11 protein-coding genes are annotated in these 12972 nt (G+C 46.2%); 6 read left to right on the forward strand and 5 right to left on the reverse strand.

Translation table 11 applies throughout. From position 1 onward, the window contains the following. Positions 1-3 precede the first annotated feature (3 nt). Positions 4-1275 (forward strand): 2-oxoglutarate dehydrogenase complex dihydrolipoyllysine-residue succinyltransferase, encoded by a 1272-nt coding sequence (gene odhB / locus NZ043_RS17930; protein ID WP_339309024.1) that lies wholly within the window; start codon positions 4-6, stop codon positions 1273-1275. Between the two features lie 134 nt (positions 1276-1409). Here odhB and NZ043_RS17935 read toward each other — a convergent pair whose 3' ends face one another. From NZ043_RS17935 to NZ043_RS17950, 4 genes are all read right to left on the reverse strand, one after another. Next, complete coding sequence (locus NZ043_RS17935) at positions 1410-2390, reverse strand: alpha/beta hydrolase (RefSeq protein ID WP_339309025.1); 981 nt, start codon at positions 2388-2390, stop codon at positions 1410-1412. Positions 2391-2431: 41 nt separating this feature from the next. Then, on the reverse strand, positions 2432-3409 hold the full coding sequence (locus NZ043_RS17940) for a type I phosphomannose isomerase catalytic subunit (RefSeq protein WP_289391826.1): 978 nt from the start codon (positions 3407-3409) through the stop codon (positions 2432-2434). 189 nt (positions 3410-3598) lie between these two features. Next, entirely contained in the window at positions 3599-4183 is a 585-nt protein-coding gene (locus NZ043_RS17945) for a class I SAM-dependent methyltransferase (protein WP_091032874.1), read from the reverse strand. Then, positions 4184-5137 (reverse strand): TIGR01212 family radical SAM protein, encoded by a 954-nt coding sequence (locus NZ043_RS17950; RefSeq protein ID WP_339309026.1) that lies wholly within the window; start codon positions 5135-5137, stop codon positions 4184-4186. A gap of 318 nt (positions 5138-5455) precedes the next feature. Between NZ043_RS17950 and NZ043_RS17955 the strand changes: the two genes are divergently transcribed. Further along, on the forward strand, positions 5456-5656 hold the full coding sequence (locus NZ043_RS17955; RefSeq protein WP_036610190.1) for a hypothetical protein: 201 nt from the start codon (positions 5456-5458) through the stop codon (positions 5654-5656). Between the two features lie 152 nt (positions 5657-5808). Continuing rightward, positions 5809-6564 carry a tRNA (guanosine(46)-N7)-methyltransferase TrmB gene (gene trmB / locus NZ043_RS17960; RefSeq protein WP_076252463.1) on the forward strand — a complete coding sequence of 252 codons (756 nt, stop codon included), beginning with the start codon at positions 5809-5811 and terminating at the stop codon, positions 6562-6564. Positions 6565-6693: 129 nt separating this feature from the next. Here the strand turns inward: trmB and NZ043_RS17965 are convergent, their stop codons facing one another. Next, positions 6694-8946 carry a helix-turn-helix domain-containing protein gene (locus NZ043_RS17965; RefSeq protein ID WP_339309027.1) on the reverse strand — a complete coding sequence of 751 codons (2253 nt, stop codon included), beginning with the start codon at positions 8944-8946 and terminating at the stop codon, positions 6694-6696. Between the two features lie 407 nt (positions 8947-9353). Here NZ043_RS17965 and NZ043_RS17970 point away from each other — a divergent pair, with 407 nt between their 5' ends. The 3 genes from NZ043_RS17970 to NZ043_RS17980 all read left to right on the forward strand — a co-directional run bounded on the left by NZ043_RS17970 (position 9354) and on the right by NZ043_RS17980 (position 12868). Continuing rightward, entirely contained in the window at positions 9354-10259 is a 906-nt protein-coding gene (locus NZ043_RS17970) for an ABC transporter permease subunit (RefSeq protein WP_017689672.1), read from the forward strand. Between the two features lie 30 nt (positions 10260-10289). Continuing rightward, positions 10290-11219 (forward strand): carbohydrate ABC transporter permease, encoded by a 930-nt coding sequence (locus NZ043_RS17975; protein WP_081745926.1) that lies wholly within the window; start codon positions 10290-10292, stop codon positions 11217-11219. A 101-nt stretch (positions 11220-11320) separates the two neighbouring features. Continuing rightward, positions 11321-12868, forward strand: coding sequence for an extracellular solute-binding protein (locus NZ043_RS17980; protein WP_339309028.1), 1548 nt, complete (start codon positions 11321-11323; stop codon positions 12866-12868). The last annotated feature ends 104 nt before the right edge of the window (positions 12869-12972 follow it).

Raw genomic sequence — 12972 nt, forward strand, 5'->3', positions numbered from 1 at the left:
GCTGTGAGTGAAATTAAAGTACCTGCAATGGGTGAGTCAATAACTGAGGGAACAGTATCCAGATGGATGGTTAAAGAAGGGGATACCGTTAATCAGGGTGATGTGCTTCTTGAACTGGAAACGGATAAAGTAAATATTGAGATCAGCGCAGAAGAAAGTGGCGTGCTGGAGAAGATCATTCGTCAGGAAGGAGAGACGGTCGAGATCGGTGAAACGATCGGTACACTCTCAGCTGGTTCTGGAGGAGGAAGCGGTGCACCCGCTTCCGAACCAGCAGCTGAAGAGAAAAAGGCCGTTACTCCTGCACCTGAAGCTCCAACACCACCACCAGCACCTGTTGCGGCAGCACCGGAGTCATCCGATAGTGCCAAGACGGCTTCACCGTCTGCTCGTAAGCTTGCACGTGAACGTGGTATAGAGTTGGATCAGGTTCAGAGCAAAGATCCGATTGGACGGGTATACCAGGATGATGTGAAGAGCCATAACAATCAGGCGCCTGCTCCTGCTACTCCACCTGCGAGTAAAGCTCCAGCAGCACCAAGCGCTCCGGCAGCTGGAAGTTCTACCTATACCAAACCAGTGGAGCGTCAGCGGATGTCTCGCCGCCGTGCGACCATTGCCAAACGTCTGGTAGAGGCTCAGCAGACAGCAGCCATGTTGACTACGTTTAATGAAGTTGATATGACTGCGATCATGGATGTGCGTAAACGCCGTAAGGACAAGTTCAAAGAGAAACATGAGATCAACCTGGGCTTCATGTCCTTCTTCACCAAGGCGGTTGTGGGAGCTTTGAAAAAATTCCCTACAATTAACGCAGAGATTGATGGCGAAGATGTTGTGCTCAAAAAGTATTATGATATCGGCATTGCCGTATCTGCGAAGGAAGGACTGGTTGTACCGGTTGTGCGTGATGCCGATCGTCTGGGCTTTGCCGAGATCGAGAAGAGCATTGCGGACCTGGCATCCAAAGCTCGTTCCAACACGCTGGCGTTATCTGATCTGCAAGGTGGAACGTTCACCATCACCAATGGTGGAACATTTGGCTCCTTGTTGTCTACGCCAATTCTGAATACACCTCAAGTGGGTATTCTGGGGATGCATAAGATCCAGCTTCGTCCAGTGGCGATTGATGCAGAGCGGATGGAGAACCGTCCAATGATGTACATCGCGTTGTCCTACGATCACCGGATTATCGACGGTAGTGAAGCTGTACGTTTCCTTGTGACCGTGAAAGAACTGCTTGAAGACCCGGAATCCCTGTTAATTGAAGGTTAATCCATAAAGCTTGTTTATAGCTATTATTCATATCGCTTAACAAGAATACCCCTGAACTGGAGCGCAGCGTGAGCTGCACATCCGATTCAGGGGTTTCTTTTGCTGTTGCTCTTGGTATGTTGCCTCCGACTTAATTATATAGAGTCAGCCGTCTCAGTAGGGTTCAACGGACTAGGGTGTGTATTCGAGCCAGGGGTATTCCGCTCTAGCCAGTTCACAACGTGCTGAGCCACTTCTGTTCGGTTGATCTCATGCAGCATTTCATGGCGTCCATCCGGATACAGGCGATACTCAATATTCTCCAGTTGAAGCTTCTTATACTGGGAGACCAGATTAAGAACGCCTTTGCCATGAAGTCCGACAGGGTCCTTCTCACCTGAGAACAGGTATACGGGTTTGTGTTTGGGTATGCGCTCCATATTGTGTGGAAGATGGACTTCAAGCAGCAATTTGAAGAAGTCGCGGAAAAAGCCTGCTGTACAGACTGCTCCGCACAGGGGATCATCAATGAATCGCTGAACCTCTTGTGGGTCCCGGGACAACCAATCAAACGGTGTCGCCGCAGGGCGGAAAGAGCGGTTGAATCCACCAAATACAATCGCGTTGAGCAACATGCTGGGATGAGTAGCCCCCTGAATGCCGCATTGCAAAAAGGCGAGCTTCTCTCCAAACCGGAGCAGACCACGTCTGCCGTTTGTCCCGGATAAAATAAAGGCATGGTACTGCTCATGACCAGCGTACATGAGATGTTGTACCAAGAATGAGCCCATGCTATGTCCCATTAGAAACAGAGGCACCCCAGGATTCTCCTTGGCGGCTACTTCGCCCAGATTAATCATATCACTCGCCATCCAGCGGAAGGCATCGATACCAGCATTACCAAGCAACTTGGCATTCTCCACAGTTTTGCCATGACCCCGATGGTCATTGGCATAAACCGCATAGCCATTTTGGGTAAGAATGCCGGCAAATTCTGCGTATCGGGCTGCCGTCTCGCCCATGCCATGTGCAATTTGCACTACACCTTTAACGTTGCATTCCGGATCGGGAAGCCAGCGGTACACATGAATACGGGTACCTTCACTAGCGACCAAGGCAAAGGTAGATTCCTGCATCTCGTGTAATTCCTCCTTCACAGGTTACATATAAGCTTGATTTATGGCAGATAAGAGCGAAGAACAGTGGTATTTCCATCTAATGTATAAGAACCCAGATTGGCTGGCAAGAGATAACATTGTCCAGCTTTCAATTCAATACTGTCTGATTCAGCATGTGCCCACTCCAAAGTTCCTTCTCCTTCACAGACAACGAGAATCGTGAAGCTGTCAGGATTGGTGGAGAGTTCCCACCGTTCAGTCACAATCCCTTTTTCCACCACAAAATAAGGGCATTCCGCAAGCTTGAGCCATTCACCAGGAGTAGCGTTATTTGTTTTCATCGTTGAGGCACCTGCGCCCTCATAGGCGGTGACATTTAAGGAGTCTTCAACATGCAACTCGCGTGGTTTTCCATCCAGCCCTGGACGATTGTAATCGTATATCCGGTACGTCGTATCCGAGTTTTGCTGAATCTCAGCAACAACGACACCTGCACAGAGCGCATGTACTGTTCCGGCAGGGATAAAGAACGTATCACCAGCTTCAACAGGTACCTGACGAAGGGTATCCATCACCGTGCCGTTTTCCAATGCTTCTTTTAATGTTGCCCGATCAACGCCTTCATTCAAGCCATAGATGATATGTGCGCCCGGTTTTGCGTCGAGTACATACCACATTTCTGTTTTGCCAAGCTCGCCAGGAGGAAGTGCCTCATACTCGTCTGTTGGATGGACCTGAACGGACAGGTCATCGTTGCAGTCAAGCAGCTTAATCAGAAGGGGGAAACGGCCGCCTTTTTCGGAAACGCCTTTGGTTCCAAGCCATTCGGTGCCCAGTTGTTCACGAACTTCATCCAGACCCTTGCCAGCAAGTGCTCCATTTAATACCTTGGTTGTACCGTTTGGATGATCCGCAATCATCCATCCTTCTCCGATATGTCCTTCAGGGGGCGTAAGGCCGAATTGCTCCAGCGCACGACCGCCCCACACACGTTCTTTGAATTCAGGTTGGAATTGTAATGGATATGGCGTAGACATCAGTAATCTCTCCTCTAGTATATGAAATGGTGGATCGCTTTAATCAGTCATGGGCGTGTAATCGCCATGAACAAACAAGTGAATACGTTTGCATATGTAGATTTAGAACACAGATCGCAGGAAGAAGAAGCCGTTAATAGCTCGCTTTGCGATTGTGTCTAGTTTATTGTATTTGGTGAACAAAGGAAATTATTTTTTCTCGATTCCGATCAGAAAAGGAGAAGTTTCTCGCTGCAATTGGCGATACATCACAACCTGTGCCTGTTCCACCGGCAGGGCAGAGGACCATTCCAATACGGCTGCTGCTTCCTGTTCCCCTCCGTCATGACCGGGGTAGAGCACAACCGTAATGATGCCGCGAGGGCGTAATAAAGCGAGTGCAGCCTCAAGTGCAGCGATCGTGCTGTCTGTCTCGGTGATGATGGAGGAATCTGCACTTTCTGAAGGCAGGTACCCCAGATTGAACATTACTGCACCAACCGCACCAAGCCATGACTCAGGCACCGCTTCTGCCATTCGATCATGGCTGAGTTGAAGCATGGAGATGGAGCCAAGCTTGGCTTCGTCGTTTTGTTTTCGAATCCGGGCCTGTGCCAGCGTGAGGGCTTCACTTTGAATATCGAATCCAATGACTTGACCACGCCTGCCTACTTGTTGTGCCAAAAATAGTGTGTCTGCTCCTGTACCAACCGTTGCATCTATGGCTAAATCACCTGGCTGCAGACGGGAAGCAATCCACTGATGTGCACAGCTGAGAACCGAAAGAAAGCCCATCTATGCTCGCCTCCAATACTTACCTTGCCATGAATCCCGCTCTCGCAGCTCACGATCAATGGAGTTCAAAACTTCCCATTTGTTCATGGACCACATCGGTCCAATCAGCAGATCACGCGGTGCGTCGCCTGTAAGGCGGTGTACGATCATTTCCGGTGGAAGCATCTCCAGTGTATCTACGATCAGCTTGATATACTCGTCCTGATCCAGAAAACGTAAAAGACCAGCTTCGTATTGCTTCACCATCGGCGTTTTGCGCATCAGATGCAGCAGGTGAATCTTGATTCCCTGTACATCCATATTGGCAACTGCCCGTCCAGTGTCCAGCATCATCTCATGTGTCTCTTGAGGCAGACCATATATGATATGTGTACACACTCGTATATTCCGTTTGCGCAGTTTCTCAACGGCTTCTTCGTAACACTTCGTGTCGTGCGCGCGATTAATCAATGTTGATGTGGAATCATGGATGGTTTGAAGCCCCATCTCAACCCACAGGTAGGTGCGCTCGTTCAGTTCAGCCAAATAATCAACAACGTCATCTGGCAAACAATCCGGGCGAGTGGCGATGGATAAACCAACAACACCGGGTTGCTCCAGAATCTCTTCAAAATATTCGCGCAGCTCCTCAACCGGAGCATATGTGTTCGTATAGGCTTGGAAGTAGCCAATATATTGCGCTGTAGGCCACTTGAGGTGCTGTTTATCTCGAATTGTATTAAACTGGGTGACCAGATCTTCACGTCTGTTGCCAGCAAAATCGCCTGATCCACGCGCACTGCAGAAGGTGCAACCACCTTTGGCAATGGAACCGTCGCGGTTGGGACAGGTGAATCCAGCATCCAGCATCACTTTGAAAACCTTATTGTTAAATTGATCGCGCATCTCATAATTCCAGGTATGGAATCGTTTATCTCCCCACAACAGAGGGGACTGTAATGCAGGTGCATTCATCTTCAGGGTACTCCTTTGGCTGTCGAATTACAGTAATCATACGTGAACAAAAGAAGAAGCGCTATGCGATTTCCGTCATAGACGATTGATAGCGATTATAGGTGTCTTCATGAACTTTTATCATTGTATCAAAAAACTAAAAAAAAAGGGAATCGAAACGCAAAAATAGGCCGTAAAATCAAGGTTTTCTCCTTGCTATAGTTTACACCTTATGTTATATTTAAATCAGCGTCAGACACCATCTAGTGGGTATTATTCATCATAGCATTTGAATCAAGATTGACGTCATGGACCATACTATACCGTGAGGTGATATGAATGAATTCCCAAGTTAAAAACAATGAATTGAATCATGTGTCTGTTGAATTGACAGCAGAAGAAGCACTGGCTTTAACAGGTGTTCGTTTTAATGGAAATCCGAAAGTGAAAGCGGCTGCAAGACAAAAAGTTCGCGATGCTTTCGAAAAGACATTTGATTTTTCACACCAAGATAAGGTAGACTATGAACTACTAAAGTAGTTGGACCCCAATTCCAAATAAATCGAAGAGGGAATCTTTGAGATTTGCCCAAAGTGGCAGATCCGAAGATTCCCTTTTCATTGCTCTTTACAATTTGCCAGTTCTTCGGCAAAATAAGTCTGAGACAAGTATGGGACAAACGGAGGAATAAAATGCGTTTACGTGGCAGAAAAGGGATAAGAGAAAATCTGGAGCAACAAGTTGATCTTGTTGTACTGGACCCCAAGCAACATAAAGGAAAATGGTCTGAACTGTTTGGCAATGATCACCCGATCTTCGTGGAATTTGGTATGGGTAAAGGTCAATTTATCAGCCAAATGAGTTATAAATATCCGGAATTTAATTTCATCGGTATTGATATGTATGATGAACTGGTGCGTCGTGCCAGTGAGAAAGCTCGTAATGCGTGGAGTCAGGCTGATGTGGAGACACCCCCTAACCTGAAGCTTGCGCTGGCAAATATCGAACAGATCGAAGAAGTTTTTGAACCGGAAGAACTGGAGCGCATTTATTTGAACTTCAGTGACCCTTGGCCAAAAGCAAAGCATGCACGTCGTCGGTTGACGCACCCGCGCTTCCTGAAGAAATACACGGAATTGCTTAATCCCAAAGGTCAGATTCATTTCAAAACCGATTCGGAGACGCTGTTTGATTTCTCACTCAATGCCATTGCCGACTTCGGCCTGCAAATGACCAATATTTCTTTGAATCTGCATCGTGATGGTTTGAATGAAGAACATGTGATGACGGAGTACGAGCAGAAATTCATGGGTAAAGGTATGAACATTCACCGGGTTGAAGTGATTGTGGGTGAAGAGGCCTTGCGTGAGTATCAGCAGACACGTCTGGACAAGTATAAAGTTCGTGAAGCTTCTGATGAGTCTGGCGAAGATCAGGAACAGGAATAAATCGAAATCTAACTTAAACTCATTAAAGAAGAGCGACACATGAGGTGAATGATTCATTCTCATAGGTCGCTCTTTTTTTGCATTAACAATCGATGTGCAATACTCCATAAACTCAAGTCAGGGATGATTTCAAAAGTTCTCTGAATGAAACTCTTTGCGGCGATAATCGTTTGGTGTAACACCGTTGAACTTTTTGAACATGCGATAGAAGTATGAACTGTTGGTGAATCCGGTTCTCTCGGCAATATCGGCAACGGAGTTTTCTGTCTCCACCAGCAGATGCTGGGCCTTGGCTATGCGGGTTTCGTTAATCACGTCCGTGAGCCCTTTCAGGGTGAGCTGTTTGTAGAGCCTGCTCACATAAATGGGCGACATGCCCAACTCATCTGCGATAGAAGTTAGACATAGATTGGGGTCCGCATAGTCCCGCTCAATAATGCCATTGATTTTACGAATCAACTCTTCGTGCTTCAGTGTACGTTTCTCCTCAACTTTGGAACCAAGCTCATCAAACATCCGATAGAAGTGTTCATGTACTTCACTGATGTCTTCCGCGTCTTTGATAGGCAGCATTAGACCATCCGAGACTGAATCAAGCGTGAGTTGATTATTCTTCTTGAGGGTATTTCGTACATGGTTCAGTGTCATCGTCAGATGGGATAAGGCTAGCTGGAAGACGGTAAACGGATATGCCGCTGTTTCGCCGACGATATCTGCATAGACTTGTTTTGCTTCTCGTGTCTTACCTGTCATTAAGTGATCGACAAGTTGTCTTTCCTTACCTGCTGGAAATGCGTACTCCTTGGCGTGATAAGCCATGATGTCAGCGGTATAGATCAGACAGCTTGGTCCCATGAACAAACGATGCAGTGAGGCTTCGGCTGATCTGGTGTAGGATGCAATACTGTCTTCCAATGAATCTTCTTCCGTGCCGATCGTACAGGAGATGGAGCATCTCAAATGGGTCATTACAGCTGCCTGCATTATTCGTAGCAGCTCTTCGATCCGGTTATGAGCAGGTTGCTCAAGTTCATGGCTTTCCGCCTTTTCATTGAAGATGAGTGTGATCAGATCACCACCCATGTCCACAGCTTCTGCGTTGTAGTGGAGATCGGCTGTCTCAGTGCATATGTTCATCATGGCGTATTTTACAAGCTGGGTCTCATCACGGTACGTTTCGCAGAATTCGGTAAAATGGTCAATACGTAGCAATACCAGCCTGGATGTACGCTGAACGTCAATAGAGGAACCATAGAACTTCATTCGTTCTTCCAGCATACCTCCAGTTACTGTTTCACGGCCCTGCAGCGCCCCCCGCAGAAAATCCTGCCGTAACAAATGAAGACTGCCACGTCGCTCTGCTTCCATCACACGTAAACGAACAAGCACCTTATCAATAGGGTGATATAGTTTTCGGGACACAAGGTAAGAGAGCAGTAACCCTGCCAGGAGAAGTCCAACACAAAACAGAACGGTATGTGTGCGCATACTCCGTATATCTGAGGTAATCAGATCATAAGGTGTTATTCTCACATAACGCCAACCCAAGTCATCGGGAGCGGTATAGGTGATGAGAGATTTTTCTCCGTCGACCTTCTCGGTAAAGTAAGCTGACTGCTCCGTATCCTGCATAATTGGCTTCATAAAAGCTTCACTGGAGAGATTTTTCATCAATGCACGGTCGCCAAAGTCAGATAAAAGGTCTCCATTCTCATTCACGATAAAGGTTTTGCCTGGTTGATCCACAGCATTCATATTCGGACTGAGCCAATCATCCTTGATATTAACGATGACAGCATAGTTTAGCTTCGCGTTATCATTAATCGTGTCATAACAGAGATAGGTGTAGCTGTTAACCTCTGTTGCTTCGGTAGACCCGACCTGATATGTACGCGGGATGGGCACAAAAGGTTTATAGTCATGGAAGCGTTGGAGGATGCTTGTAATCCCCTGATCATCGATCTCCGAGATGGACTGCTGCCCATTGCGCACGTTGGAACTGATGAAGAATTCATTACTTTTGGAGTTATATACATAGATGGATTCGATAAAGGGAAGGGACATACGGTAGTTGTCTAGCTGCTCCATCGCCGATGTGATCTCATAGATATTTGGTTTGGAATAAAGCAGTAATGAAGAGATGGTGTAGTCCTGATAGATCTGATATGACAATGATTTCGCAGTCTCGGTCATTTTCGCCACTTCACGGCTGGTTTGTGTAAGACTGTTCATATCTGTACGATACACCTGGCGAAGAGCAATCCGATTATAGTTGACGTACAAAATAGTAGAAGCCACAAGTAAGGTAGCGACGGTACTGATAATAATGCCGATCAGAATCCGTGTGAAGACCTTCTGACTGTCCTCTGAACGTTTACGCATTCTTCTTCCCCCTCGAACCTCCTGTTTTGGGTGAGCAGCATAGAATTTCATATACATAAGTGAGGCTTCATATATGGATGAGCAGAAGAGCAAGAGTAACTTGAATTATATATTATGTATGCGTTTACATCAATGTTGGACAGGCCATTTTGCCTGTTTCTCTACATAAAGTTCAACTTTCGCTGGATTGTTCACTAGGTGTAGCCTATGCACGATATCAACATTTGTGAACGGATGTGTGTGGATGTCTGTTCATTTCATGGTTCGTTCATTTTGTTCATAGTTCATTTCGCAGAATCGTTCATTTTCTGATGGGAAGCTTCAGTATTCGTGAGTGAAGAGAGCATCTACAATAAAAAGAGAGCTCCACCACGCAGCACCGCAAGAAATTCGGGAGGGATCGAGCCATGCTCAAAGAATTGAACAAAAACAAAATCATGTTTCTGATGCTGTTGCCCACGCTGATCTTTTTTCTGATTAACTCGTATTTTCCGATGGTCGGCATCTATTATGCGTTCACCCGGTATGATTTTGAAGGCGGATTATTTGGTAGTCCATTTGTCGGTCTGGAGAACTTTAAGTTCCTATGGCAATCCGGAATGCTGTTGAAGCTCACAACCAATACCGTGGGTTACAATCTCGCCTTCATTATATTAGGAAACGGTCTGGCGATCTTCTGTGCGATCATGCTTAGCGAAATCCGGGGCAGGTTATTCAAAAAAATCACGCAATCCGTCATGTTCTTGCCGTATTTCATCTCATTTGTACTATTAAGTGTAATCGCTTACAACATGTTTAACTACGAGTCGGGTTTTGTGAACACGGTGCTCAAACGTTTTGAGGCAGGCCCGGTCGACATTTATAACACACCCTGGATCTGGGTGTTCCTGATCATCATCTTTTATCTGTGGAAAAATCTTGGATACAGCATGGTCATTTATCTGGCCGCCATAACGGGTATCAGTGACGAGTATTATGAAGCTGCCCGAATCGACGGGGCCAATATATTTCAGCGGATCTGGTACATTACGGTACCGATGCTGAAGCCAACCTTTGTCATATTGTTGTTGTTCTCGCTCGGCAGCATTATGAAGGGGCAGTTTGATCTGTTCTATCAACTGATAGGTAACAACGGGGTGCTGTACAACGCTACAGATATTATTGATACGTATGTGTATCGTTCACTGAAAGTAACGTTTGATATCGGGATGGCAACGGCAGCTGGTTTGTATCAGTCGTTATTCGGATTCATTTTGATCATGACTGTCAACTATATTATTCGCAAAGTAAATGAGGACTACGCCTTGTTCTAGAACGCCCGCAGGGCAGGAGGGAGAACGATCATGAACACGCCAATGAATACTCACACGCGTACGAATACTCGTCTCAGAGATTCGGAATTCACTTTTATGTTTCAACTGATTTCCTACAGCTTCATCATCATTTTATCAATCATGTGCTTGCTACCTTTTCTGCTGATTCTATCCGGTTCATTCAGCAGCAACGAGTCCATTGTGAGGGATGGTTATCACCTCTTTCCAACGGACTTTTCCCTGGAAGGTTACAAAATGGTGTTCAAATTCCCGACTCAGGTACTTAAGGCTTATGGGGTAACGGTTTTTACAACGGTGGTGGGGACTACGCTAGGGCTGTTCCTCATCACGATGGCCGGATTTGTGCTCCAGCGTAAGGATTTTAAATATCGGAACACGTTCTCGTTTTTTATCTACTTCACAACCCTGTTTGGTGGGGGACTTGTGCCTTGGTACATTATGCTGGCGAACTACTTCAATCTCACAGATACGTACACCGTACTTATTTTCCCGGGGTTGATGACGCCATTCCTGATTATCCTGATGAAAAACTTCATTCGCTCGGCAGTGCCGGATGAATTGATTGAGTCCGCCAAAATTGATGGAGCGAATGACTTCCGCATCTATTTCAGCATTGTGTTGAAACTGGCGATGCCTGGTATCGCCACCGTAGGTCTGTTTCTGGCACTGGGGTACTGGAATGACTGGTTTACCTCATCCCTCTTCATTAACAACCCGGATATGTACCAACTGCAATTTTATCTCTACAACACGATGAACACGATTACATTCATTGACCAGATGGCAATTGGCACAGGGATCACGCTCAGTCAGGATGTGCCTACTGAATCAACCAAGATGGCGATGGCTATCGTTGTAACGGGACCGATTTTGTTCCTGTATCCGTTTGTACAACGTTATTTTGTCAAAGGACTCACCATTGGTGCAGTGAAAGGTTAGAACGTGAACACGCTGTGAAGGCCATTGACATCATTTCCGGTCTGAAACATGGCGAGTCTGCGCTAACATATAAAGGTTCACCACAAAAAGGGAGGATGCGTATGCGTAACAAAACAATTCGGCACCTGTCTCTGGTACTTGCCCTGATGTTGTTCGCCGGGGTGCTTGCCGCATGTAATAACGGTTCGGGGGGATCGACGCAAGGAAGCGGGCAGGGAGGAACATCCGGGAACAAAGGCGAGAAAGTCACGCTTCAATTTTACATGCTTGGGGATGCTCCAAAAGATCTGCCTGTTATTGAATCCGAGATCAATAAGTTGGCTGAGGCTGATCTGAACGTCAATGTGAAATTCAACTACACCTCATGGACCGACTGGGATCAAAAATATAAACTGCTGCTGTCTTCCGGACAGCCGATCGATCTGATCTTCACAGCGGATTGGACATTCTACCAGTCCTATGCCAAGAAGGGCGCGTTCCTGCCACTGGATGAAATGCTGCCTACAGCAGCGCCAGCCCTGAAAGCTCATGTACCTGATGACATGTGGAATGCGGTCAAAATCAATGACAAAATCTATACTGTTCCATCAACTTGGATTGAGTATGTAACCGAGGGAATTGCGTACCGTGAGGACTTGCGCGAGAAATACAATCTTCCGAAACCGGAATCCTTGGAGACGCTCGAAGCGTATCTGGAGGGCATCAAAGCCAACGAACCCAATATGATACCGATTGCGGATAGCAATGCCAACCATACCCATGGTATTCGTCAATTGACATCCAAGCTGGTTAATACAGCAGGTCAACTTCCATATGGACTGGATATTATGTATGACACACCATCAAGCGTGACGTCCTATTGGGGATCCGCGCAACACCTGGAAGACTTGAAAACATACAAACGTTGGATGGACAAAGGATTTTTCCCGAAAAACGTACTGAATGTAAAAGATACATCCAACTCGTTGTTGCAAAATGGAAAAGCAGCTGTTGTTCTGTCCGGGGAAAACCCTAACAAATTTAATGCAGATGTAATCAAGGTGCAGTCTACGCATCCAGATTGGAAACTGGCTTATTTCCCTTACCCAAATGCAAAAGGGTTTGCACAACCGGTTCACCCGATCCACAACGGATTTGCGATTCCGCGTAGCAGTAAAAACCCGGAAAAAGCCTTGGCATTTTATGAGAAACTGGTTACAGACAAACGATATAACTGGTTGACTGAATACGGCGTTGAAGGCAAAAACTTCGAGGTAGATAATGGATACTACAAAATGGTGGGAGATGCACAAACAAACGGCTTCCCGCGTGAGGGCATGAATGGCTGGGCTTGGCGTAATCCGGAATTCATGCTCTATGATAAAACCTTTGATGATGTCCTGAGCATGTTTGAAGATCTCGACAAAATCAAAAAGCCGGATATCTTTACAGGATTTGCTGAAGATTGGACTCCGTACCAAGCCGAGAAGGCTGCATTGGAGCAAGTGGAAAAGCAATATTTGTATCCGCTTAATGTAGGTTTGGTGGCAGACGTAGAAGCTGGATTGAACACATTTATGGAGAAGGCTAAACAAGCAGGATTGGAAAAAATTCAGGCAGAATACACCAAGCAGTGGCAGGAGTACTTGAAGTCAACAGGCATTCAATAGTTTGTACTTTCCTTCATAAAGAAAAGGTGCCTTCAAATCCGAAGGCACCTTTTCAATGTGGTTGCAGGCTTGTTTGAAGCCGTTGGTTAGAGGCATGATTGACG

Source organism: Paenibacillus sp. FSL k6-2145 (assembly GCF_037976585.1).
In the GTDB taxonomy this organism is placed as follows: domain Bacteria; phylum Bacillota; class Bacilli; order Paenibacillales; family Paenibacillaceae; genus Paenibacillus.